Origin of the sequence: Comamonas sp. BIGb0124, from assembly GCF_003752175.1 — a bacterium.
GTDB lineage: Bacteria > Pseudomonadota > Gammaproteobacteria > Burkholderiales > Burkholderiaceae_C > Comamonas_F.
Map to the genome: position 1 here is coordinate 192,062 of NZ_RJVF01000013.1, position 23,939 is coordinate 216,000.

The window sequence follows — 23,939 nt, forward strand, 5'->3', positions numbered from 1 at the left end:
CCGACCCCTGCTTTCGAAGTGGATGCCAGACATGATCCTGTCGCGTATTTCCTGTGCTCTTTCTTTCGCTCTGTGTGCCACCGGGGCCATGACGGCTGCGGCCCATGCGCAACCGACGGCCAGCGGCTTCCTGGTCCAGATTCGCCCCGCACAGGAGGTGACCGCATCCGAAACGTCTTCGGCGAGCCGGCAGCGATCGACGCTCTCGGCCGCCAGCCGGCTCCAGCTCGACCAGGCCGCCGGCATCCCGGCGGCCGACGGCGGCGGCCGTGCCGTCATCGCCCTGCCCCGGCCGCTGTCCGGCGATGCCTTGCGCCAGGCGCAGGCAGAACTCGGCCAGGATCCGCGCATCCAGCACATCGAGCCCGATGTGCGCATTCCCCTCGCCGCCACGCCCAACGATCCGCTGTGGTCGCGTCAGTGGGAAATGGCAGCCCCGATGTCGCAGTTGCCCGCTGCCATCGACGCCCTGGCCGCCTGGGACATCGCCCCCACCAGCAACGTGGTGGTCGCCATCCTCGACAGCGGTGTGCTGCCCGGCCACCCCGACCTGCGCGGCGCACTGCTGCCGGGTTACGACTTCGTCTCGCTCGATCCGACCTTCGGTGCCGTCTATGCCAACGACGGCGACGGCCGCGACAGCGATCCCTCCGATCCGGGCGACTGGGTGCTCGCCAGCGAATCGTCGATCACCGGCGGCGCCTTCGAAGGCTGCCCGGTCGGCAACAGCACTTGGCACGGCACCGCCATTGCAGGACAGATCGGCGCCATTCGCGGCGACGGCTACGGTGTGGCCGGCCTGCTGGGCCCGGCCCCGCGCATCCTGCCCGTGCGGGTCTCGGGCCGCTGCGGCGGGCTGCTCAGCGACGTGCTCGACGGCATGCGCTGGGCCGCCGGCCTGCGTGTCCAGGGCGTGCCCGACAACCCCTACCCGGCCCGCGTCATCAACCTGAGCATGGGCGGCGACGTCGCCTGCACGCCCATCGTGCAGAACGTCATCCGCGAGGTGACCAACGCCGGCGCGCTGGTGGTCGTCGCCGCCGGCAACCAGGAAGGCACCGGCGGCGTGCAGCCGCAGCGCCCCGCCGACTGCCAGGGCGTGGTCGCCGTGGGCGCGGTTCAGCGCAGCGGGCTCAAGACCGGCTATTCGCGCCTGGGCCAGGCCGTGACGCTGGCGGCGCCGGGCGGCGAGGTCAACGACGGCCTGTTCCTGATCGGCAACAGCGGCCAGACGACCCCTCAGCTCAACGGCTACGTTTATGCCGCCGGCACCAGCTTCGCCGCGCCGCTGGTCAGCGGTACCGCAGCGCTCATGCTCGCGGCCGCCCCTCAGCTCACCCCGACTCAACTGGCATCGATGCTGCAGTCCTCGTCGCGAACGCATATCGCGGGCACCTCGTCGTGCTCGGCCACCAGCAACTTCCGATCGTGTTTCTGCACCACGGCCACCTGCGGCGCCGGCCTGCTCGATGCCGGCCAGGCGGTCAAGGCGGCCCACGACACCACCCTCGTCGCGCCGCCCTCGGGCGGTACGGACAGCGGCGGTGGCGGCGGTAGCGGCGGCGGTGGCGGCGGATCGCTGGCGCTCGGCATGGTGCTGGCCCTGGCCGCCCTGCTGGCGCTGCGCGGGCTGCTGCGCCGCGCCACGCCTGCGGGCCTTCGGGGCTCGCAGCGCGATGGGCACGGCCTGCCCGGCGCCGGCCGCTGAGCGCAGCGTTCGTTCACCGGCGGCGGATCAAGCCCTCCCCTCGCAGCACGCACGGCCCCCTACCCCGATCCCCGCCCCAATCGCCCAGACCTGCCCCGCATGATCCATCGTTCAACCGACATGTTCAGAAAAAACGCAACCCCGACCCGCCTGTCCGGGATGCGCACGCGGGCCCTGGCCTCAGCCGCCAGCCTGGCCCTGGGGCTGCTCATGGCGGGCATGCCGGCGCGGGGCTGGTCCAGCGACACGCTGACCCGCATCGAGCAGACACACACGATCAACCTCGGGCACCGCGAATCGTCGGTGCCGTTCTCGTACTACGACAACAAAAAACAGGTCATCGGTTATTCGCACGACCTGATGCTGCGGGTGGCCGAGCACATCCGGCATGCGGTCGGGCTGCCGGCGCTCACGCTCAAGCTGGTGCCGGTCACGGCGCAGAACCGCATCCCGCTGATGGTCAACGGCGCCGTCGACCTGGAATGCGGATCGACCACGCACAACGTCGAGCGGGCACGGCAGGTGCTGTTCTCGACCTCGTTCTTTGTCATCAGCACCCGGCTCATGACACACCGGCAATCCGGCATCAACGACTTTGCCGACCTGGCAGGCAAACGGGTCGTGGTCACGGCGGGCACCACCTCGGAGCGGCTGCTGCGCACTTTTGTCGAAGAGACCGCGACGCGCCTGCAGTTCATCACGGCGCGCGAGCACAGCGAGTCTTTTCAACTGCTCGAATCGGGGCGTGTCGATGCGTTCATGATGGACGACGCCCTGCTCTACGGCGAGCGCGCCAAGGCCAACCGGCCCGAGGACTGGGTGGTGGTGGGCACCCCCATGTCGTCCGAGGCCTATGGCTGCATGCTGCGCAAGGACGACCACCGGCTCAAGGCCATCGTGGACCGAGAACTCACGCGCCTGATGACCTCGGGCGAGGCGCTGGCGCTGTACACCAAGTGGTTTCAGCAGCCCATTCCGCCCAAGAACCTCAACATGAACTGGCCGCCGCACGACAAGCTGCTTCAGCTCTATCGCGCACCGAACGACCAGCCGCTGCAGTAGGCCCGGCGAACGCCGGGGTGCCGAGTCCCGCTGCGGCGAACCGGCAATCGACGCTCAAAAGTCAGGGAGTGTGCAGACTGCGGCAGCCCGCTGCACGGGGCCTCCAGCGACGCCGGCGGCGCTGAAACAGTCAGGGCGTCAAACCGCGTCCATAGTGGGCACCGCGGCCATCAACTCGCGGGTGTAGGCATGGCTGGGCTGGGCAAACACGGCCTCGGCCGGGCCCTGCTCGACCAGCCGGCCGCGCTGCATCACGCCGACGTCGTCGCACATGTAGCGGATCACTGCCAGGTTGTGGCTGATGAGCAGGTAGGTGAGCCCGAACTCGTCCTGCAGATCGCGCATGAGGTTGAGCACCTGGGCCTGCACCGAGACGTCGAGCGAGGACGTCGGCTCGTCGCAGACGATGAAGTCGGGTTTGCTCACCAGCGCACGCGCAATGGCGATGCGCTGACGCTGGCCGCCCGAGAACTGGTGCGGGTAACGCGTCGCCACGTCGGCCGGCAGACGCACACGCGACAGGGCTTCGGCCACGCGTTCGCGGGTCTCGGCCGCAGTGCGGGTCAGGCCCAGCACCTCCAGCGGCTCGGCGATGATCTGCTCCACCCGCCAACGCGGGTTCAGGCTGGCATACGGATCCTGGAAAATCATCTGGAAACGCCGGCGCAGCTTGAGCATCGAGGCCCCGGAATGCCCGCCGGCCCAGCGGTCGATGCCGTCGAACCAGACCCGGCCTTCGGTCGGCTGCAACAGGCCGGCCACCATGCGCGCCACGGTCGACTTGCCCGAACCCGACTCGCCCACCAGCCCGTAGGTGGTGCCGCGCCGGATCTCGAGGCTGACCCCGTCGACCGCACGCAGCACCTTGCGCGGCTCGCGCGCCAGCACACGCGTCAGCCAGCCGGCCGAGAGATCGAATTCACGCGCCAGGCCGTCGACCTTGAGCAGCACGGGCTGTGCGGCCGCGCCGCCACCGCGCGCAGCCGGCGGCACGGTCTCGGGGGCAGCAGCCACCGGTGCCGTGCCCGAGGCCACATCCTGGCCGATCTCCGGCACCGGCAGCCGATGCAGCCGGCGATGCACCGAGGGAATCGCGGCCATCAGCGCACGGGTATAGGGCCGAGCCGGCGCATGCAGGATCTGCCGCACCGGCCCGGTCTCGAGCACCTGGCCGCGGTACATCACGGTCACGCGGTCGGCCGCCTCGGCGATCACGCCCATGTCGTGGGTGATCAGCATGGCGGCCATGCCGCGCTCGCGGCACACGCGCTGGAAGACCCGGATCACCTGGGCCTGCACGGACACATCCAGTGCCGTGGTCGGCTCGTCGGCAATGATGAGTTCGGGCTCGGCGCACAGCGCCAGTGCAATCGCCACGCGCTGCCGCTGCCCGCCCGAAAGCTGGTGCGGATACTGGTCGACCCGGATCGACGGATCCGGAATCTCGACCTCGGTGAGCAAGGCGATGGCGCGGCGCCGCGCTTCTTCGGCGCTCACCCGCAGGTGGGTGCGCAAGGTGTCGACCAGTTGCTGCCCGACGGTGTAGACGGGGTTGAGGCTGGTCAGCGGATCCTGGAACACCATGGCGATGCGGCGGCCGCGGATGCGGCGCAGGTCCTCGCCGCGCAAGGTGTCGATGCGTTCGCCCTGCAGCTCGACCGTGCCGTGCGAGATGCGTCCGGGCGCTTCGAGCAACCCCATCACGGCCAGGCCGGTCATGGACTTGCCCGCACCCGATTCGCCCACCACTCCCAGGATCTCGCCGCGGCCGATCTCGAACGAGACACGGTCGAGCACATGCACGGGGCCGCGGTAGGTGTCGAAGGTCACGCTCAGATCCTGCACGCGCAGCACGGGCGGGACGGGCGAAGACCGGGCAGCGGCAGGCGGATGCCCGGAAGAGGCGGAGGCGGATGCGGCCCGTGGCTGGACCGGCTCGGTGGCGTTCATGTCGTGCGGGTCTGCGGTGGGGTTGAGCGAATCGGCCGGACCCTGCGGGTCCCGGGTGCGTGAATCCTGTGTGTCTTGCATGGTGCCGTGCAGCCTTTTGCGTTACTGCAGCTTGGGATTGAGCGCATCGCGCAGCCAATCCCCCACCAGGTTCACCGACAGGGCCAGCAGCAGCAACATCAACGCGGGAAACAGCAGAATCCACCATTCGCCCGAAAACAGGAACCCCTGCCCGATGCGGATCAGCGTGCCCAGCGAAGGCTCGGTGGGGGGCAGCCCCACGCCGAGGTACGACAGCGTGGACTCGGTCACGATGGCCAGCGCAAAGCTGATGGTGGCGATCACGAGCACCGGCGCCAGCAGATTGGGCAGGATGTGGCGCACCAGGATGGCGGCCCGCGAGCGGCCGATCAATTGGGCGGCGGCCACGTAGTCCTTGTGTTTCTCGACCATCACCGCGCCGCGCACGGTGCGTGCGTACTGCACCCAGTCGGACAGCGCGATCGCCAGCACGATCACGTAGATCGCCATGTCGTCGCGGTAACCGGCCGGCAGAATGCCGCGGGCCACGCCGAAGATCAGCAAGGCCACCAGCAGCACCGGGAAGGTGAGCTGCACGTCGGCGATGCGCATGACGAGGTTGTCGAACCAGCCGCCGAAGTAGCCCGCCGCCAGGCCCAGCGGTACGCCGATCAGCAGCGACAGCGCCACGGCCGACAGGCCCACCAGCACCGACATGCGCAGGCCGTACAGAATCGACGACCAGACGTCGCGCCCCTGGTCGTCCGCACCCAGCAGGTAGCGGCCGCCGGCCATGCCCTCTTGGCCCGGCGGCGTGAAGGCGTCGAGCAGCTCGAGCCCGGCCGGGTCGTACGGATTCTGGCTGGCCAGCCAGGGTGCCAGCAAGGCCCCCAGCAGGCACAGCAGCAGCGCCACGGTGGCCAACTGCGCAGTGCGTGAATGCGCCCAAGATCGCTTCACGGGAGAGTCGGATCGGCGCCAGGACAGAGTTTTCATAAGCCTCGGGAAAACAGACAGCAGACGGTGGGCAGGAAGACGGCGCACGCGGGACGAGGCCAGCGGCAGAGGCGGCTCAGCGCTTGCGCAGGCGCGGATCCACCAGCACGTACAGCAGATCGACCAGGAAATTGATGCTGACGTACAGCACCGCGATCAGCAGCAGATACGCGGCGATCACCGGCACATCGACTGCCTGGATGGACGAGATGAACAGCAGCCCGACGCCCGGCCACTGGAACACCGTCTCGGTGACGATGGCAAAAGCGATCAGCGAGCCGATCTGCAGCCCGGCAATGGTGATCACCGGAATCATGGTGTTGCGCAGCGCATAACCGAAGTGGATGCGGCGCTCGGGAATGCCGCGGGCCCGCGCGAAGCGGATGTGGTCGGCGCGCAGCGTCTCCAGCATCTCGGCGCGCACCAGGCGCATGATCAACGTGAGCTTGAAGAACCCCAGCGTGAAGGCCGGCATGATCAGCGAGGCCCAGCCCGAGGCCGTCAGCAGCCCGGTCTGCCAACTGCCCAGCATCACGGTCTCGCCGCGTCCGAACGAAGGCAGCCAGCGCAGCTCGACCGCAAACAGGTAGATCAGCCCGATGCCGATGAGGAAGGTCGGCAGCGACACCCCCACCAGCGAGAGCGACATGATGCCGCGCGAGACCCAGCTCTCGCGCCGGATGGCGGTGTACACCCCCAGCGCAATGCCGCCGGCCACCGCCAGCACGGCGGCCACCAGGGCGAGCTCGAGCGTGGCGGGCAGGCGTTCGGCGATCACGTCGACCACCGGGCGCCGCAGCCGATAAGAGATGCCGAAATCGCCCTGCACCGCGCGGCGCAGGTAATCGAGGTACTGCTCGGCGACCGGGCGGTCGAAGCCCAGGCTGGCCATCATCGCCTGGCGCTCTTGCACCGAGGCGTCTTCGCCCAGCAGGCTGATGGTGGGGTCGCCGATGTAGCGGAACACCACGAAGGCGATGAACGACACCACCAGCAGGACGATCACCGACTGCCCGAGCCGGCGAAGCACATGGACCAGCATGGCCTGTGCCCCCGCGTCAGCGGTTGGTCACCGTGGCGTTCTTGAAGTAGGTGTAGTTCATCGGATCGACCGGGATGTCGAGCTTGCGGTTCATCGCGTAATGCAGCACCTGGTTGTGGATCGGGATGTAGATCTGCTCTTTCTGCACCACGCTCCAGATGTCGTGCAGCGCCGCATCGCGCTTGGCCTTGTCGCTCTCGGACGAAAGCGAGACGATCTTCTGATCCAGCTCGGCATTGCTGTAGCGCGTGGCGTTGGTCGAGCCCCGGCCGTTCTTGCCGCGGGTGTGCACCAGGTAATCGAAGATGTAGGCGGAATCGAAGGTGGGCACGCCCCAGCCGAACAGGTAGAAGTCGGTGTCGGCCGAGTTGATGGCCGCCGAGTGCAGCGCGATCGGCCGTGCCGCCACCGAGGCCTTGACGCCGATGCGGCCCAGGAAACCCGAGATCGCCGTGCAGATGGCTTCGTCGTTCACGTAGCGGTCGTTGGGGCAATGCAGGGTGATGCCGAAGCCGTTGGGGTAACCCGCGTCGGCCAGCAGTTTCTTGGCTTGCGCGACGTCGGTCTTGGGATACTGGTCGAAGGCCTTTTCGTAGCCGTGCACAAAAGGCGGCGAGATGATGCCGGTGGGCTGCGACATGCCGCGCATCACCGCACGCTTGATGGCGTCGCGGTCGATGGCGATGTTGAAGGCCTGGCGCACGCGGGGGTCGGCCAGCGGGTTCTTGTCCTTCACATCGGCGTTCTTGAGCGGCTCGGCGCCCACGTTCAGGCCCAGGAAGATGGTGCGGTTCTCGGGGCCTTCGTTGACGCGCAGCGACTTGTCGGCCTGCAGCCGGGCAATGTCTTGCACGGGCACGTCCTGCACAAAATCGACTTCGCCCGAGAGCAGTGCCGCGACGCGTGTGGCCGGCGCCTTGATGGGCATGAACACCACTTCGGTGACTTGCAGCGGCACCTGGCCCTTGCCCCAGTAGTCGGGGAACTGCTTGAGCACCGTGCGGCTGTCCTGCTCGCGCGAAGCCAGCACGTAGGGGCCGGTGCCGTTCACGTTGCGGGTGTAGTGGTTCTCGACCGTGCTTTTCTCGTCCTGCGGCAGTTCGGCCTTGTTGGCCTTCGAGAACGCCGCGTTGACGATGAAGATGTTGACCAGGTTGTCCGGGAAGATCAGGTTGGGGCCCTTGGTCTTCACGTGCACCGTGAGGTTGTCGACCTTGCTCACCTTGTCGACCGAGGCCAGCAGGGCCTTGAAGCCCGAGGAAGGCGCCAGGGCGCGCTCCAGCGAGAACACGACGTCGTCGGCAGTGAGCGTGGCGCCGTCGTGGAACTTGACGTTGGGCCGCAGCTTGAACTCCCACACCGTCGGGTCGCTGGTCAGCCCCCACGAAGTCGCCAGGGCGGGGATCAGCTTGCCCTTGATGTCGCGCAGCACCAGCGGTTCGTAGATCTGGTGCGAGACATTGATGTTGGTCCCCGTGTTGACCGAGTGCGGGTCGAGCGTCGCGGCATCGGACGAACGCACCCAGCGCACCGTCTCGGCCATGGCGGCGGGCACATGGAACAGGGTGGCGGCCAGACCGGCCGCGATCAGGGCACGGCGCAGGGGGGTGTTCAACATCATGACCATGGGTGGGTCTCCAGCTTGTGTGTCGAGAAGGCCGCCATGCGTCCTTCGTCGTGAGTCGAACGATGGAACGGCTGCGCGGACGGAACGCGGCCCGGATCGGCGGTGCCGCCCCGGATCTGCGTAAAAGACACAAAGATAACCCGAAAATGACGCAATCGGAGCGAATTCCCTGCCCCGATCGCACAAACCTGCGTTGCCGCCCCCGCGCCCGCTCGGGCACCGGGGGCGTTTCATGCCATCAGTAGATGCGATGCCGGGCCGCCTGCAGCCGATGCAGGGTCTCGACCAGCAGATCGACATCCGCGCAGGTGTTGTAGAAGGCCAGCGAAGGCCGCACGGTGGCTTCGACACCAAAACGCCGCAAGATGGGCTGCGCGCAGTGGTGCCCCGAGCGCACGGCGATGCCGACCTCGTTGAGCGCCTGCCCGACCTCTTCGGTGCGATGGCCCTCGAGCGTGAACGACAGCACGCTGGCCTTGTCCGCGGCGGTGCCGATCAGCCGGATGCCGCGCACGTCGCGGATCAGCCCGGTCGCGTAGGCCAGCAGATGGTGCTCGTAGGCGCCGATGTTCTCGATGCCCAGCGCGTCGACGTAGTCGATGGCTGCGCCCAGCCCGACCGCATCGGCGATGTTGCCCGTGCCCGCCTCGAAACGGTTGGGGGCGTCGTGATACTGGATGCGCTCGAAGCTCACGTCCTGGATCATGTTGCCGCCGCCTTGCCACGGCGGCAGGCTGTTGAGCAGTTCCTCGCGGCCGTAGAGCACGCCGATGCCGGTCGGGCCGAACAGCTTGTGTCCCGAGAACACGAAGAAGTCGGGCCTCAGCGCCTGCAGATCGACACGCATGTGGGAGACCGACTGCGCGCCGTCGAGCAGCACCGTGACGCCGGCTGCACGCGCGATGTCGATGATGCGCTGTGCCGGCGTGACCGTGCCCAGCGCATTCGAGACCTGCGTGAAGGCCACCAGGCGGGTGCGCGGCGTGAACAGCTGCGCGTAGGCATCGAGCCGGATCTGCCCGTCGTCGTCCACCGGGATCACGCGGATGCGAGCGCCTTTTTCCTGCGCCAGGCGATGCCAGGGCACGATGTTGGCATGGTGCTCTAGGTGCGAGACGATGATTTCATCGCCCTCCCCGATGTGGGTGCGGCCCCAGGTCTGGGCGACCAGGTTGATGGACTCGGTGGTGCCGCGCGTGAACACGATCTCGTGGGTCGACCGGGCATTGACGAAGGCCCGCACCTTCTCGCGCGCACCCTCGTAGGCATCGGTCGCGCGCGCGGCCAGGGCATGCGCGGCACGATGGATGTTGGAGTTCTCGTGCTCGTAGAAGTAGCTGACGCGGTCGATCACGCTTTGCGGTTTCTGCGTGGTGGCGGCATTGTCCAGCCAGACCAGCGGCCGGCCGTTGACCCGTTCGCGCAGGATGGGGAAATCGCGCTTGACGCGTTCCACATCGAAGGCCGGCGTGTAGGCATGCGGCAACTGGCCGGCCTGCGGCGACGCACCCGGCAGACGGCTGGCACCGAGCTGCGACACAGGCGCGTGCAGAGGCCCCAAGGGGCTGGCGTGGGCGGCTACGCGGGTCTCCAGAAAGTAGAACGGGCTGCTGCCTGCACCGGCGGACTGTGCGTAGGGCAACTGAGGCGGCGCAGGGCGGCCGGGGCTCTGCAGCAGTTGTGCCAGCTCGCGGGCAAAAGGCTGTTCGTCGGCGTACGGCAGGCTGGAGCCGCCGGCGGGGGTGGCCGGGGATCCACCCGGCAATCCACCCGGCGACAGGCCCGGAGACACACCCGGCGACCGGCCATGCGACGCGCCATGCAACGCGTGATGCGAGGGCGCCTCGGGCCGGCTGGCGGACGGGTGCGTCTCCCACGCGGCCGGACTCGCCGACGGCAGCGCATGGCCTGGCGAAGCTCCGCCGCCGTTCGCCGAGGCGGGCAGCGTACCGGCGGCACCCGGCACCGGCACGCCGTCGCCCGGCCGGCGTGCGATGCCGTGCGGGTCGCTCAGTGCACTCTGGGGCTGCGCCAGGCTGCGCACGCTGTCGCCCTGCAGGCCATGCGCCGGCGGCTGCACGGGCGCGGGCTGCAAGCCACCGGGCTGCAGACTCGCCGGCTGAAGGCTTGCCGGCTGGAAACTTGCGGGCTGCGCGAGGGCCACCGGCTGCACGCCGCTTGCGGGCCCACCGCCCGGCGGTGCCGAGAACAAGGCATTGGCCAGTTGCGCCAGGGCCGCCACGTCGGGCAGGCCCGGCGGTGGCGTGAAATCACTTGTACTCATGGTACTTGCCCGTTTCCACGCCCTCGAGCACGGCCAGTGCATCGTCGGTCAGCACGGCCAGCGAGCAGTACAGCGACACCAGATAAGACGCGATGGCCTTGTCGTTGATGCCCATGAAACGAACGGCCAGACCCGGGCTGGTGCCGCCGGGCAGATCGGGCTGGAACAGGCCGACCACGCCCTGGCGGCTCTCGCCGGTGCGGATCAGCAGGATCTTGCTCTTGCCGCCCACCACCGGCACTTTGTCCGAAGGGATCAGCGGCACGCCGCGCCAGGTGATGAACTGCGAGCCGAACAGCGAGACCGTGGGCGGCGGCACGCCACGGCGTGTGCACTCGCGGCCGAAGGCAGCCAGCGCCAGCGGATGCAGCAGGAAGAATCCGGGCTCTTTCCAGACCTTGCTCAGCAGTTCGTCGAGGTCGTCGGGCGTGGGCGCGCCGGTGCGGGTCTTGATGACCTGACGCGGCGCGGCGCTGGCGATCAGGCCGTATTCCTTGTTGTTGATGAGCTCGCTTTCCTGGCGCTCCTTGACCGTCTCGATGGTCAGGCGCAACTGTTCGCTGATCTGGTTGTAGGGTTTGCTGTAGAGGTCGGACACCCGCGTGTGCACATCCAGCACGGTGTTGACCGCGGAGAGGTAGTACTCGCGCGGGTTCTCGACATAGTCGACTAAGGTGCTGGGCAGCACCCGTTCGTCGCGGCCCGAGCAATCGACCTCGGCCACCGAGCCTTCTTTCACCTTGTTGACGCGATACACGCCCGCCTCGACCGGAATCCAGTTCAGCAGATGGGTCAGCCAGCGCGGCGTGATGGATTCCATCTGCGGCACGGTGCGGGTCGCAACCGCCAACTGTCTGGCGGCGACATCGCCTAGTGCGGTCTGGGGTTCGTGTTTGGTGGCCATGAAAAAGACTCCGTTGAAAAACAGGTAGGTGAAAGAAGAAATGCGTTCAGAGGCTGCGCGGCTGGCCGTTGCTGACGTTGTGGGCCTGGTGCACCTGGCTGTTGGGCGGCACGCTGTGCGTGAGCCAGACATTGCCGCCGATCACCGAGCCGCGCCCGATCGTCACGCGCCCCAGCACCGTGGCGCCGGCATAGACCACGACGTCGTCCTCGACCACGGGATGCCGATCCAGTCCCTTGACCAGGCTGCCGTCGTCGTCGACCTCGAACCGCTTCGCGCCCAGCGTGACCTGCTGGTACAGACGCACGCGCTCGCCGATCACGGCGGTCTGGCCGATCACGACACCGGTGCCGTGATCGATGAAAAAGCTGCGGCCGATGCGGGCCCCGGGATGGATGTCGATACCGGTTCGTGCATGGGCGATATCGGACAGCAAACGCGCCAGAAACTGCGCCCCCAGCCCGTACAGCCGGTGCGCCAGGCGGTGGCAGATCACGGCCTGGATACCGGGGTAGCACAGCAGGATCTCGGAAACGCTGGTGGCGGCCGGGTCGCCCAGGTAGGCGGCCTGCAGGTCGCTCACCACGTCGGCACGCACATCGGGCAGCCGGCGTGCGAACTCGGCCGTGATGGCGGCTGCGCGTTCGCGCAAGGCCTGGTCGTTCTCGATGTCCTGATCGGCGACAAAGAACAGGCCGCGCCGCACCTGTTCCTGCAGGGTGCGCAACATGTCGCTCAAGGCCTGGCCGACAAAAAAATCGATGCTGCCGTCATTGAGATCGGGCCGTCCGTAGTGGGTGGGAAACAAGGCCGCCAGACAGCCTCCCAGCACCTGCTCCATCGCATCGCGCGAGGGCAATTCCCGGATGCGTCCGCGATGCCGGATCTTGTGGGTCTGTTCGCGCGAGAGGCGCAATGCCGTCACCAGCGACGGCAACAAGGCGTCGGTCCCGGACGCTGGTTCGGCCGCACGCGCGGCGGCCCGATCGGGGTAAGTGGCGTCGTGAATGGACATCCGTTTTTTTCTGACTGCTCGACCGTTGCAGACCACCCCCTCCTCGGCACTCACATACCAAGGCCCTCATCGGGTAGCCAACGACGAGCGAGTTTAGGGATGCTGCACTGCACAGCGAACGAATTTCTTGGCATATCCAAACGCACTTCAAATCAAGAACCGAATAACCTTATTTAGATATCGAATAAAGAAGAACTTGACGCGAAATTCGCATGAACTTATGCGAGAGACCCGCTAAGGGCTGGCTACAGTGAATGACCTATCCGCCATCCCCCCTGCATCACCATGAATGCCATTCTTCAGGCTGTCGACGCCGCCCCTTCCGTTCCGCATTTCGACGGCGCGGTTCGCCCTGGGGCGCCCGAACTCCAGGCCCTGTTCGACGCCATCGCGCAAGGCGCTGCGCAACGCGACAGCACACGCAGCCATCCGTACGAAGCGGTGGCGTGGCTGCGGCAGGCACGGTTCGGTGCTTTCCGTCTGCCTGCGGCGATCGGCGGCGGCGGCGCCACGCTGCGCCAGCTTTTCGAAGCCGTGCTGAGCCTGGGTGCGGCGGATTCCAACGTGGCCCATGTGCTGCGCAACCATTTCTCGTTCATCGAACGCTTTGTCGTGCCCCTGGCGGGCGATCCGACACACCCCTGGGTGAAGGCCGTGCTCGACGGCGCGATCTTTGGACTGGCATCGGGCGAACTGGCGTCGCGCTCGGTCGGCCAGCGCCATCTCGAAACCACGCTGGTGCCCGATCCCGACGACACGCAGGGCGGCTGGCTGCTCAACGGCATCAAGTTCTACAGCACCGGCAGCCTGTATGCCGACTATGTGCTGGTGCGCGCGCACACGCCGGACGGAACAAATGCATCGGCCGTCATCCCGGCCGATCGCCAGGGCCTGCAGCTCGACGACGATTGGGACGGCATCGGCCAGCGCCTGACGGGCACCGGCACCACGCACCTGAGGCAGGTGCGCGTGCGTGCGGACGAGGTCTTGCTCGACAGCGCCGGCGCCAACTACGCACTGGCCTACAGCAGCACCCTGCCCCAGTTGTTCCTGACGACGGTGGCAGCCGGCATCGTGCGCGCCGTCGAGGCCGATGCCATCGCCCTGGTGCACCGCCGCGGCGACCGCAACTTCACGCACAGCCCTGCCGAACGCGCCGTCGACGATCCGGTCATCCAGCAGTCGATCGGCGAGATCAGCAGCGCCGCCTTCGCCACCGAGGCCACCGTGCTGGCTGCGGCAGACGCACTGGATCGCGCCGACCAGGCCCGCCAGACACTGGGCGGCGAGCAGGCCGAACTGGCCCATGCCGCCGCCGTGGCTGCAGCCAAGGCCAAGGTGGTGGTCGACGAACTGGCGGTGCGTGCGGCCAGCCAGCTGTTCGACGTCGGCGGCGCTTCGGCCGCCACGCAACGCTACAACCTCGATCGCCACTGGCGCAATGTGCGCACGCTGGCCTCGCACAACCCCGCCACGCTCAAGGCCCGCTCGGTCGGCGAGCAGGCGCTGCACGGCACCGAGCTGCCGCGCACCGGCTTCTTCTAAGACAGCCCACCGGCGATCTGCGCCACCGTGCGCGGCCTGCCTCGCCGGGTCAGTTGCCGCCCTCCGTTCGACATCGCTGCGATCCCGCCAAGCCGGCCTGCCGGCGGCTGTGCGGGATGTCGGTGTGCGCCCGTTCCATCGCCAGCGCATGAGCTTCTGTGTTTTATGTATTTGGATTTCGCATACTGACTCCATAAGATTCCACGAAACGGATATTTCATGGAATTACGACAGCTCGAAGCCTTTGCCGCCACGATGTCGTCGGGCAGCGTCAGTGGCGCGGCACGACTGCTCGGACGTTCCCAGCCCGCCGTGAGCCGGCTGATCCAGGAACTCGAAACCGAGATCGGCTATGCGCTGTTCGTGCGCAGCGGCCCTCGCGTCAGCCCCACCGAACAGGGTTTTCTGTTGTTCGAGGATGTGTCGCGCGCACTCTCGAGCCTTCGCCAGATCCGCGAACGCGCCGAAGACATCGCACGGGGACGGTCTCGCCCCTTGCGCCTGGTCGCCACCAGCGCACTGGCCGTCGGGCTGCTGCCCGCCGCACTCGCTCGCATCCAGACCACGCTCGATGCCACGCCGCTGGAAATCCGCAGCGCGGCCCCCGAGGAAGTGGTGCATGCCGTTCAGAGCGGCGCCGCGCATTGCGGGCTCAGCAGCCTGCCGCTCGAACACAAGGGCCTGAACGTGCACTGGATCGGGCAGGCGCCCTGCGCGGTCGCGCTGCGCGAGGACGACGCCCTGGCTGCCCGTCCGGTGCTGGCCCTGAGCGAGCTGGCGGACCGCCGTTTGATCACCATGGCCAACCGCTACCGCCTGCGCCATCAACTGGACCGGGCCTGGTCGGGCCTGAACGGCCCACTGCGCTCGCCGCATATCGAGACCAATTCGTCCCTCAATGCGCAGGCCTTCGTGCGTGCCGGACTGGGCGTGGCCGTGCTGGAGCCCGTGACCCTGACCGGCACGCTGCTGCCCGGCCTGGTGGCGCGGCCGCTGAGCGAGGAGATTCCGTTCTTCTTCGGCGTGGTGACCCCGCAATCCATGCCCGTGAACGCTGCGCTGCGGGCGCTCAGCGACGCCCTGCTGGCAGTCGCCACCGAAACGCTGCCCGGTTTTGTGTGCCACGACGCCGACCGCCACGGCGAGCTGCTCAAGCAGCTGTATGCCGATCACGTGCCTTGAAGGCTCTCGTGCCTGATCTCTTCCCTGCCCTGACCTGAAGACAACAACAACGATGTACCCCACTGAACCTTCCGCAGCCGCCCCGGCGCCGCTCGGAGTCCGGCCATGATCGGCTGGATCATCCGCCGCGTCGGCCAGGCCGCCCTCGTGGTGCTGGCCATGAGCCTGATCGTGTTCGTCGGCCTGCACGCCATCGGCAACCCGGTCGATATCCTGCTGGGCGACGACATGAACCAGCAGGAGCGGCTCGACGCCATCCGCCGGCTGGGCCTCGATCTGCCGCTGTGGCAGCAGTACCTGGTGTTTCTCAAGCAGGCGGCGCTGGGCGACCTGGGCCGCAGTTTTGTCTACAACATCAGCGCCATCGACCTGATCCTGCAGCGCCTGCCGGCCACGCTGGAGCTGGCCATTGCCGCCATGGTGCTGGCCATTCTCATCGGCGTGCCGCTGGGCCTGTTCGCGGGCCTGCGCCCCGACAACCCGGTCGCCAAGGCCATCATGGCGGGCAGCATCGTGGGTTTCTCGCTGCCCTCGTTCTGGGTCGCGCTGATGCTGATCCTGGTGTTTGCCGTGCAACTGGGCTGGATGCCCTCCAGCGGTCGCGGCGAGACGGCGGCGCTGTTCGGCGTGCAGTGGTCTTGGCTCACGCTCGACGGCTTGCACCATTTGCTGCTGCCCGCGCTCAATCTGGCGCTGTTCAAGGTCTCCCTGGTGCTGCGGCTCACACGGGCCGGCGTGCGCGAGATCGTGCCGCTCGACTACGTGAAGTTCGCACGCGCCAAAGGCCTGCGCAACAGCCGCGTGGTGCTGGCCCACGTGCTGCGCAACACGCTGATCCCGCTGGTCACGGTGCTGGGCCTCGAGCTCGGCTCGACCATCGCCTACGCGGTGGTGACCGAGAGCATCTTTGCCTGGCCGGGCGCCGGCAAGCTCATCCTCGACAGCATCTACGCGCTCGACCGCCCGGTCATCGTGGCCTACCTGATGGTGGTCGTGCTGCTGTTCGTTTTCGTCAACCTGGTCGTCGACATCGCCTACCGGCTGCTCGACCCGCGCGTGAGGCTGGCGGCAGCATGAGCACACCATCCCCCACTCCCCTCAAGAAATACGCTGCCGTGGGCGGCACCCGCTCGGTCTGGCGGCAGGCGCTGGACGACCTGTGCGCCTCGCCCGTGGCCCTGGGTGCCATGGTGGTGCTCGCGCTGATCGTGCTGAGCGCGCTGACGGCCCACTGGATCACGCCGCAGAACCCCTACGACCTGATGCAGCTCGACGTGCTGGACTCGCGGCTGCCGCCCGGATCGGTCAGCGAAGCCCAGGGCTACACCTACTGGCTGGGCACGGACGGCCAGGGCCGCGACCTGTACTCGGCCATCGTCTACGGGCTGCGCATCAGCCTGCTGGTGGGCATCGGCTCGGCGGTGGCCGCGGCCGTGATCGGCACGCTGGTCGGCCTGCTGGCGGCCTATGCCGGCGGCCGCGTCGACGCGCTGATCATGCGGGTGGTCGATCTGCTGCTGTCCTTCCCCACCATCCTGATGGCGCTGATGATCCTGGCCTACCTGGGCAAGGGGGTGGGCAACGTGGTCCTGACGCTGGTCCTGCTCGAATGGGCCTACTACGCCCGCACGGCACGGGCGCAGGCGCTGGTCGAATCGCGGCGCGAGTACGTGGATGCGGCGCGCGGCCAGGCCATTGCCGCCTGGCGTATCGTCTGCGGCCACATCCTGCCCAACTGCCTGCCGCCGCTCATGGTGATCGGCACGCTGCAGGTGGCGCGCGCCATCACCCTCGAGGCGACGCTGTCCTTCCTCGGCCTGGGCGTGCCCATCACGGAGCCTTCGCTGGGGCTGCTGATTTCCAACGGTTTCCAGTTCATGCTGTCCAACGAATACTGGATCAGCGTCTTTCCGGGCATTGCGCTGCTCGTCACCATCGTCGCCATCAACCTGGTCGGCGACCGTCTGCGCGACGTACTCAACCCCAGGCTCCAGCGATGAACCAGCCTCTGCTCGAGGTGCGCAACCTGCGTACCGAATTCAACACCCGCGCCGGCCGTGTCGCCGCCGTGAACGACGTGTCCCTGACGCTCGAACGCGGCCGCGTGCTGGGCCTGGTGGGCGAATCGGGTTCCGGCAAGTCGGTGACCGGTTTCTCGATCATGGGTCTGGTCGATCCGCCGGGCCGCGTGGCCGGCGGCGAGATCCTGTTCGAAGGACAGGACCTGCTGCGCCTGCAGCCGGCCGAGATGCGCCGCCTGCGCGGCCGCCATGTGGCCATGATCTTCCAGGACCCGATGATGACGCTGAACCCCGTGCTGCGGGTCGATGCGCAGATGATCGAGGCCGTGCAGGCCCACGACCGCGTGAGCCGCGCCGCCGCCCGCGATCTGGCCCGCGACACGCTGGCCCTGATGGGCATCGCCAGCCCCGAAGAGCGCCTGCGCGCCTATCCGCACCAGCTGTCGGGCGGCATGCGCCAGCGTGTGGCGATCGCCATCGCCATGCTGCACCGCCCTTCGCTCATCATCGCCGACGAACCGACCACCGCGCTGGACGTGACCATCCAGGCCCAGATCCTGTCCGAAGTGCAGCGGCTGGTGGACGAGCACGGGACCTCGCTGATCTGGATCAGCCACGACCTCTCGGTGGTGGCCGGACTGGCCGACGAGATCGCCGTGATGTACGCAGGCCGTGTGGTCGAACACGGACCGGTCGACGACGTGATCGACCATGCCGCCCATCCCTACACCCAGGGCCTGATCGCCAGCCTGCCCTCGAACAACCCCCGTGGCCAGCGGCTGCGGCAGATTCCGGGCGTCTCGCCCAATCTCGCGGATCCTCCTGCGGGCTGCGCCTTTGCGGCGCGCTGCGCCCGGGCCAGCAGCCAGTGTGCACAGCAGCCGCCGATGCGGCCCTGGCCCGGCAGCAACGCTCAAGAACCAGCCCATCCGCAGGCCGGCCGGCAGGCGCCCCATGCCGTGCGCTGTTTTCACGCCGGCCAAGCCGAGGAGGCCCTGGCATGATCCACCCCACTGCACACACACAGGCGGCCGGCCCGGCGACACCGACGGCCGGAGCCGCGCCCATCGTCGACCTGCGGGCCGTGAGCAAACGCTTCGGCCACGCGAACGACGGCATTCTCGAGCGTGTCCTGCAACGCGCGCGGCTGGCACGGCCTTCGCCCGTGACGCATGCGCTGGACGAGGTCGACCTGCTGGTGCGGCCTTCCGAGGTCGTCGGCCTGGTCGGCGAATCGGGCTGCGGCAAGTCGACGCTGGGCCGCCTGGCGGTGGGGCTCGACGCCCCCACGTCGGGCCAGGTGCTGGTCGACGGCCGGGACCGCCAGACCCTGCAGGGCCCGGCCCGCAGCAGCGCGGCGCTCGACATCCAGATGATCTTCCAGGATGCCTACGCCAGCCTCAACCCGCGCCTGCGCGTGGACCGCATCGTGGGCGAAGGCGCACGGCTCAACGGCTTGCTGGGCGAGTCCGACTACGACGACTATGTCTGCGCACAGCTCGAACGTGCGGGCCTCGACCCGGCCCTGCGCCATCGCTACCCGCATCAGTTCAGCGGCGGCCAGCGCCAGCGCATCGGCATCGCGCGCGCCCTGGCCGTGCGTCCGCGCATGCTGGTCTGCGACGAGGCCGTGGCAGCGCTCGACGTTTCCATCCAGGCCCAGGTGCTCAACCTGTTCATGGACCTGCGCGACGAGCTCGGGCTGGCCTATCTGTTCATCAGCCACGACCTCAGCGTGATCCGCCACCTGAGCGATCGGGTGGTGGTGATGTACCTGGGCCGCGTGGTGGAAAGCGCACCGGTCGAGGCCTTGTTCAGCGGGGCGGCCCACCCCTATACCCAGGCCCTGCTGGCCCAGATCCCCAAGCTCTCGACCCGCCACACCCGCTTTGCGCCGCTGCAGGGCGAGATCCCCAGTCCGCTGGCACCGCCCTCGGGCTGCCACTTCCACCCCCGCTGCCCGCAGGCCATGCCGCGCTGCCGCAGCGAGGCTCCGCGTCTGCGCGGCATCGCCATCCGGCACGAAGCCGCCTGCCACCTGCACGACGGGCGCTGATGCGCCCCGGCCCTACAAAAACCGCCTTTCCCGACCCGACGCATTCACTGCATCGACCGTTCAACCATCCCTTGTTCGAGGCTCATCCATGACCCCCAGACTGCTTCCCCTGCTCACCGCCGCCCTGCTGGCCACGGCCGCCCTCACGGCCACCGCGCAGAATCTTTCGATCGGCTTTGCCGACCCGGTTTCATCCGCCGATCCGCAGCTCAACAACCATGCCGGCGACCGCTCGCTGGCGCTGCAGATCTGGGACTCGATCATCGACCGCCGCGACGGACAGGTGCTGCCCAGCCTGGCCGAAAGCTGGAAGACCCTGGACGACAAGACCTGGGAGTTCAAGCTGCGCAAGAACGTGAAGTGGCAGGACGGCCAGCCCTTCACCGCCGACGACATCGTGTTCTCTTTCCAGCGCGCCCGCAAGGTGCCCGGCAGCGTGGCCTCGTACGCCAGCTCGCTGCGCACCGTCGCCTCGGCCGAAGCCAAGGACGACCACACCCTCGTCATCAAGACCACCATTCCCGATCCCAACCTGCTGCTGAGCATCGGCGCGGTCTATCTGGTGAGCCGCCATGTCGGCGAAAAAGCCACCACCGAAGACTACAACGCCGGCCGCGCCGTGGTGGGCACGGGCCCCTACAAGCTGGTCTCGTACACCCCGGGCGACCGCTCCATCCTCGAGCGCAACCCCGGCTACTGGGGTCCCAAGGCCGACTGGGCCCGCGTGGACTACCGCTACATCAACAATGCCTCGGCCCGCACGGCCGCATTGCTGTCGGGCGACGTGGACGTGATCGACAAGGTCGCGCCCGCCGATGTCGAGAAACTGCGCAAGTCGCCCCAGATCGCCATCCATGCCTACCCCGGCCTGCGCGCACTGCTGATCCAGCCCAGCTTCCGCCCCGGTCCCAACGAGTTCATCACCGACAACGCCGGCAAGCCCCTGGCCAACAACCCGCTGGCCGACGTGCGGGTGCGGCAGGCCCTGTCCATCGCCATCAACCGCAAGGCCATCGTCGACCGCATCCTGCAAGGCACGGTCACCGAAGCCAACCAGAACATGCCCAAGGGCAGTTTCGGCTACAACCCCACCGTCAAGGACATCGCCTACGATGCCGCACGCGCCAAGGCCCTGCTGGCCGAAGCCGGCTACCCCGAGGGCTTCCGCCTGACAGTGCACGTCCCCGGCGACCGTTACCCGCAGGCGCCCGAAGCGCTGCAGGCCGTCGCGCAGTTCTGGACCCGCATCGGCGTCAAGGTCAATCTCGAGGTGGTGCCGTGGTCGATCTATTCCAGCCGCGCCAATAAGAACGAGTTTGCAGTCAGCGTTCTGGCCTGGGGCAACGGCACCGGCGAAGCCGGCTACGGCCTGGTGAACGTGTTCGCCACCGCCGATGCCAAGAAAGGCCTGGGCAACTCCAACTGGGGCCGCTACAGCAACGAGGGCGTGGACAAGGCCCTGGAAGCCGCGACCGTGGAATTCAACAGCGAACGCCGCGAGGCCATCCTGCGCCACTCGGCCCAGTTGATCTCCGACGATGTGGCCGTGATCCCGCTGTTTCATTACAAGAACATCTGGGCGTCCAAGAAGGGCCTGAAGGTCGCGCCCTACATCAGCGACCGCATGGCCGCGCAGATGGTCACGCGCGAGGGCAAGTGAGCATGGCCGGCACAACCGTACCCGGTACGACCCCGTCCGGCGCCACGCTGCGTGTCGAGCCGGCCGACGGGCTGATCGACGTCGAGCGCCGGATCCGCCTGCAGGGCCTGCTCCCGCACGAACGCGTGACGGTGCGCAGCAGCACCGTGCGCGGCGCGGACGTGACCTGGCGCAGCCACGCCGTGTTCGAGGCCGATGCGCAAGGCACCGTCGACCTCGGCCGCGACACGCCGCTGCCGGGCGGCAGTTACGAGGGCGTCTCGGCCATGGGCCTGCTGTGGTCGCAGACACCCGATACCGAAGGCAGCCGCGAACTGTTCGGCCGCGACGTGACCCGGCCATTGGCCACCCGCATCGAGGCGCTGCGAGAAGGCGCGGCCGAGCCCTTGCAGGCCGTGCTCACGCAGAGCCTGTGCGCGCCCGGCGTGCAGCGGCAAGAGGTGCGCGAGGACGGCCTGGTCGGCACCCTCTTCCTGCCGGCCGGCCCCGGCCCGCATCCTGCGGTCGTCGTGCTCAACGGCTCGGGCGGCGGCATCAACGAGCCGCGCGCGGCGCTGTATGCCTCGCATGGCTACGCCGCCCTGGCCCTGGGGTACTTCAAGGCCCCGGGCCTCCCGGACTACATCTCCAACACCCCGCTGGAGTACTTCAAGACCGGACTGGACTGGGTTCGCCGGACCCAGCGGCCCTTGCATGGCTTCGTGGCCATCAGCGGGCAGTCGCGCGGCGGCGAACTGGTGCTGTTGCTGGCCACCCTGTTCCCGCAGGACGTGTCTGCCGTTCTGGCCTATGTGCCCGGTGCACTCGTCCATGGCGGACAGGCCGCTGCCGACCCGGCCGTGGGCCGCAACGGGCCGGCCTGGCTCTACCGGGGCCAGCCGCTGGTCCACGTCTGGCAGAACAATCGCACGGCGACCTGGGAGCCCTACGACACCGGCCCGCTGCCGCGCCGCAACGAACGCGCCATCCGCACCGCACTGCAGGATCCCGAAGCCGTGGCTCGCGCCCGCATTCCGGTCGAGAAGATCCAGGCGCCGGTGCTGCTGCTGTCGGCCACGGACGACGGCTCATGGCCCTCGAGCCTGTACACGCAGATGGTCGCCGACAAACTGGCCGAGGTGAAGCACCCGCACGATGTGCAGCGGCATGACTATGCGGATGCCGGCCACAGCATCCTGTTCCCCTACGTGCCGACCACGCAACTGGTCTATCTGCACCCGGTATCGGGCCGCAGCAGCACGACGGGCGGCACACCGGCCAACAATGCCCACGCCGATGCGCATTCGTGGGCAGCCGCGCGGCGATTCCTGGCGGCTGCGGTCGACGCGCACGTCGGCGCCGCTTCGCAAGAGCCGGGCTCGCCGGCCTAGTCCCGTCGTTCTCTGGTCGGCCGCCGGCCAAGCCGCTCGGCAACCGGCCCGATCGACCGGTTGCCGAACGGTTGCCGGTGCGCCTTCAGGCCGCCAGCGCGGACAGCGCCGGCAGCGCCACCGGTTCGGGCAGCTCGAGGTTTTCGCGGAACGTCTCGCCCACATAGTCCTCGTCGATCAGGCCGCGCCGGCGCAGCTCGGGCAGCAGGCCATCGAGCAGCAGCGTTTCCTGGTCGGGCTGGCCCAGACCATGCAGCGAGATCACATCCAGCACGCCCGCGCGCCACCGGGTCTCGATGGCATCGGCCAGTTGTTCGGGCGTGCCGGTGTTGAACCAGTGACCGGTCTCGCGGGCCTGGATGATGAGCTCGCGCAGCGTGAGCCCCTGCAACGCATAACGGCGGAAGATCTCGACACGGCCACGGCGGCGATTCACACCGTCCACATCGGGCAGCAGGCTCTGCGGCAGCGCGCGGTCGAGCGGCAGATCCGACAGATCGATGCCGCCGCCCAGCATGTCGGCGAGTTGCAGGCGACCCAGATCGTAGTCGATGCGTTCATTGCGTTCGCGCACGCGCCGCGCCACATCGGCATCGGTTTCGCCGATCACCGAGTGGAAGGAATTCATGATGCGCGGCAGCCGCCCTTCGCGGCCAAAAGACCGTGCACGCCGGTGCAGCTCGGCCACAAAGGCCTGCGCCGATTCGAGCGTGGGCTGCGAGGTGTAGACCACCTCGGCATGGCGTGCACCCAGCGTGATGCCCTCTTCGGACTGGCCCGCCTGGAACTGTACCGGGCGGCGCTGCGGCGGCGGCGGCACGTTCAGCGGTCCCTGAACCTGCACATGGCGGCCCTTGAAATCGATGCGATGCAGATGTGCCGGATCGATGCCGATGGAGCCGCTCGGCGAGCGCCGCACGGCCCGGCTGTCGTTGGCATCGAACAGCGCGTGGAAAGCCGCGACGAACTCGTCCGCGCGGGCATAACGCTCCGCCGGATCCGGCAGGCCGCCCCCGAAGTTCTCTTCGCCCACCGAAGACGTGACCGCATTCCATGCCGCGCGACCACCGCTCACGTGATCGAGCGTGCCGATCAGGCGTGCCAGGTTGTAGGGCTCGAAATAGGTGGTCGACACCGTCGCCACCAGCCCGATGCGCTCGGTCACCTGGCTGAGCGCAGCCAGCGCCACGATCGGCTCCTGTGTGCCCGTGGTACCCGCCAGGCCATGCGGATCGGATTGCAGCAGGTCGGCCGTGAAGAGGCCCGTGATGCGGTGCTGTTCGGCCTTGCGCGCGAGCTCGACCGCACGGCGCGGGCCGGGCAGCGGGCGCGTGTCGGATTCGGCAAACACGAAGTTGGCGGCGCCGACCAGAGTCTTGAGCCGGCGGGGACGGGATGCAGAGGTCACAGTGTTTCCTTGTTGTCGTGGAGGCGCTCGCACCGTGCCCTGGCGGGCCGGCCGCGCCCGTCTGTGCGCGCCTGCCCGACTGGATGGA

At 68.2% G+C, this 23,939-nt stretch carries 18 protein-coding genes; 10 read left to right on the plus strand and 8 right to left on the minus strand.

Going from position 1 to position 23,939, the window contains the following annotated elements; translation table 11 throughout:
• Positions 1-31: 31 nt before the first annotated feature.
• Both EC845_RS17215 and EC845_RS17220 read left to right on the plus strand, forming a co-directional pair.
• Positions 32-1,708 carry a S8 family peptidase gene (locus tag EC845_RS17215; RefSeq protein ID WP_158615717.1) on the plus strand — a complete coding sequence of 559 codons (1,677 nt, stop codon included), beginning with the start codon at positions 32-34 and terminating at the stop codon, positions 1,706-1,708.
• Positions 1,709-1,867: 159 nt separating this feature from the next.
• On the plus strand, positions 1,868-2,770 hold the full coding sequence (locus tag EC845_RS17220) for a transporter substrate-binding domain-containing protein (RefSeq protein WP_123299361.1): 903 nt from the start codon (positions 1,868-1,870) through the stop codon (positions 2,768-2,770).
• Between the two features lie 138 nt (positions 2,771-2,908).
• On the opposite strand, the gene EC845_RS17225 is transcribed toward EC845_RS17220, so the two are convergent.
• The 7 genes from EC845_RS17225 to epsC form a co-directional block, all read right to left on the minus strand.
• Entirely contained in the window at positions 2,909-4,720 is a 1,812-nt protein-coding gene (locus tag EC845_RS17225) for an ABC transporter ATP-binding protein (protein WP_123299531.1), read from the minus strand.
• Between the two features lie 102 nt (positions 4,721-4,822).
• The gene (locus EC845_RS17230; RefSeq protein WP_123299362.1) at positions 4,823-5,737 is read right to left on the minus strand and encodes an ABC transporter permease; all 915 of its coding nucleotides are present in this window, start codon (positions 5,735-5,737) and stop codon (positions 4,823-4,825) included.
• Positions 5,738-5,813: 76 nt separating this feature from the next.
• A complete protein-coding gene (locus tag EC845_RS17235; protein ID WP_123299363.1) occupies positions 5,814-6,779 on the minus strand; it encodes an ABC transporter permease in 966 nt (321 codons plus the stop codon).
• A gap of 16 nt (positions 6,780-6,795) precedes the next feature.
• Positions 6,796-8,406 carry an ABC transporter substrate-binding protein gene (locus tag EC845_RS17240; protein WP_233598140.1) on the minus strand — a complete coding sequence of 537 codons (1,611 nt, stop codon included), beginning with the start codon at positions 8,404-8,406 and terminating at the stop codon, positions 6,796-6,798.
• Positions 8,407-8,644: 238 nt separating this feature from the next.
• Entirely contained in the window at positions 8,645-10,690 is a 2,046-nt protein-coding gene (locus tag EC845_RS17245; RefSeq protein ID WP_123299364.1) for a family 2A encapsulin nanocompartment cargo protein cysteine desulfurase, read from the minus strand.
• Positions 10,677-11,594 (minus strand): family 2A encapsulin nanocompartment shell protein, encoded by a 918-nt coding sequence (locus EC845_RS17250; protein WP_123299365.1) that lies wholly within the window; start codon positions 11,592-11,594, stop codon positions 10,677-10,679. The genes EC845_RS17245 and EC845_RS17250 overlap by 14 nt, the downstream gene beginning before the upstream one ends.
• Before the next feature lie 46 nt (positions 11,595-11,640).
• Positions 11,641-12,609: a serine O-acetyltransferase EpsC gene (epsC, locus tag EC845_RS17255; RefSeq protein ID WP_123299366.1), complete on the minus strand. Its 969-nt coding sequence runs from the start codon at positions 12,607-12,609 to the stop codon at positions 11,641-11,643.
• Positions 12,610-12,894: 285 nt separating this feature from the next.
• Here epsC and EC845_RS17260 point away from each other — a divergent pair, with 285 nt between their 5' ends.
• The 8 genes from EC845_RS17260 (at position 12,895) to EC845_RS17295 (ending at position 22,443) form a co-directional block, all read left to right on the plus strand.
• On the plus strand, positions 12,895-14,154 hold the full coding sequence (locus EC845_RS17260; protein ID WP_123299367.1) for an acyl-CoA dehydrogenase family protein: 1,260 nt from the start codon (positions 12,895-12,897) through the stop codon (positions 14,152-14,154).
• A 219-nt stretch (positions 14,155-14,373) separates the two neighbouring features.
• Entirely contained in the window at positions 14,374-15,336 is a 963-nt protein-coding gene (locus EC845_RS17265; protein ID WP_123299368.1) for a LysR family transcriptional regulator, read from the plus strand.
• 105 nt (positions 15,337-15,441) lie between these two features.
• Complete coding sequence (locus tag EC845_RS17270; RefSeq protein ID WP_123299369.1) at positions 15,442-16,413, plus strand: ABC transporter permease; 972 nt, start codon at positions 15,442-15,444, stop codon at positions 16,411-16,413.
• Positions 16,410-17,336, plus strand: coding sequence for an ABC transporter permease (locus tag EC845_RS17275; RefSeq protein ID WP_123299370.1), 927 nt, complete (start codon positions 16,410-16,412; stop codon positions 17,334-17,336). Before EC845_RS17270 ends, EC845_RS17275 begins: the two co-directional genes overlap by 4 nt.
• On the plus strand, positions 17,333-18,361 hold the full coding sequence (locus EC845_RS17280; RefSeq protein WP_123299371.1) for an ABC transporter ATP-binding protein: 1,029 nt from the start codon (positions 17,333-17,335) through the stop codon (positions 18,359-18,361). The genes EC845_RS17275 and EC845_RS17280 overlap by 4 nt, the downstream gene beginning before the upstream one ends.
• On the plus strand, positions 18,358-19,413 hold the full coding sequence (locus tag EC845_RS17285) for an ABC transporter ATP-binding protein (protein WP_123299372.1): 1,056 nt from the start codon (positions 18,358-18,360) through the stop codon (positions 19,411-19,413). The genes EC845_RS17280 and EC845_RS17285 overlap by 4 nt, the downstream gene beginning before the upstream one ends.
• Before the next feature lie 88 nt (positions 19,414-19,501).
• On the plus strand, positions 19,502-21,073 hold the full coding sequence (locus EC845_RS17290; RefSeq protein ID WP_123299373.1) for an ABC transporter substrate-binding protein: 1,572 nt from the start codon (positions 19,502-19,504) through the stop codon (positions 21,071-21,073).
• Positions 21,074-21,075: 2 nt separating this feature from the next.
• Positions 21,076-22,443 (plus strand): acyl-CoA thioester hydrolase/BAAT C-terminal domain-containing protein, encoded by a 1,368-nt coding sequence (locus EC845_RS17295; RefSeq protein ID WP_123299374.1) that lies wholly within the window; start codon positions 21,076-21,078, stop codon positions 22,441-22,443.
• A gap of 85 nt (positions 22,444-22,528) precedes the next feature.
• Here the strand turns inward: EC845_RS17295 and EC845_RS17300 are convergent, their stop codons facing one another.
• Positions 22,529-23,851, minus strand: coding sequence for an NtaA/DmoA family FMN-dependent monooxygenase (locus EC845_RS17300; protein ID WP_123299375.1), 1,323 nt, complete (start codon positions 23,849-23,851; stop codon positions 22,529-22,531).
• Positions 23,852-23,939: the final 88 nt, after the last annotated feature.

Coding starts and splice junctions, on each gene's coding strand:
- EC845_RS17215 (WP_158615717.1), top strand. CDS start 32: ATGATCCTGTCGCGTATTTCCTGTGCTCTTTCTTTCGCTCTGTGTGCC.
- EC845_RS17220 (WP_123299361.1), top strand. CDS start 1,868: ATGCGCACGCGGGCCCTGGCCTCAGCCGCCAGCCTGGCCCTGGGGCTG.
- EC845_RS17225 (WP_123299531.1), bottom strand. CDS start 4,720: ATGAACGCCACCGAGCCGGTCCAGCCACGGGCCGCATCCGCCTCCGCC.
- EC845_RS17230 (WP_123299362.1), bottom strand. CDS start 5,737: ATGAAAACTCTGTCCTGGCGCCGATCCGACTCTCCCGTGAAGCGATCT.
- EC845_RS17235 (WP_123299363.1), bottom strand. CDS start 6,779: ATGCTGGTCCATGTGCTTCGCCGGCTCGGGCAGTCGGTGATCGTCCTG.
- EC845_RS17240 (WP_233598140.1), bottom strand. CDS start 8,406: ATGGTCATGATGTTGAACACCCCCCTGCGCCGTGCCCTGATCGCGGCC.
- EC845_RS17245 (WP_123299364.1), bottom strand. CDS start 10,690: ATGAGTACAAGTGATTTCACGCCACCGCCGGGCCTGCCCGACGTGGCG.
- EC845_RS17250 (WP_123299365.1), bottom strand. CDS start 11,594: ATGGCCACCAAACACGAACCCCAGACCGCACTAGGCGATGTCGCCGCC.
- epsC (WP_123299366.1), bottom strand. CDS start 12,609: ATGTCCATTCACGACGCCACTTACCCCGATCGGGCCGCCGCGCGTGCG.
- EC845_RS17260 (WP_123299367.1), top strand. CDS start 12,895: ATGAATGCCATTCTTCAGGCTGTCGACGCCGCCCCTTCCGTTCCGCAT.
- EC845_RS17265 (WP_123299368.1), top strand. CDS start 14,374: ATGGAATTACGACAGCTCGAAGCCTTTGCCGCCACGATGTCGTCGGGC.
- EC845_RS17270 (WP_123299369.1), top strand. CDS start 15,442: ATGATCGGCTGGATCATCCGCCGCGTCGGCCAGGCCGCCCTCGTGGTG.
- EC845_RS17275 (WP_123299370.1), top strand. CDS start 16,410: ATGAGCACACCATCCCCCACTCCCCTCAAGAAATACGCTGCCGTGGGC.
- EC845_RS17280 (WP_123299371.1), top strand. CDS start 17,333: ATGAACCAGCCTCTGCTCGAGGTGCGCAACCTGCGTACCGAATTCAAC.
- EC845_RS17285 (WP_123299372.1), top strand. CDS start 18,358: ATGATCCACCCCACTGCACACACACAGGCGGCCGGCCCGGCGACACCG.
- EC845_RS17290 (WP_123299373.1), top strand. CDS start 19,502: ATGACCCCCAGACTGCTTCCCCTGCTCACCGCCGCCCTGCTGGCCACG.
- EC845_RS17295 (WP_123299374.1), top strand. CDS start 21,076: ATGGCCGGCACAACCGTACCCGGTACGACCCCGTCCGGCGCCACGCTG.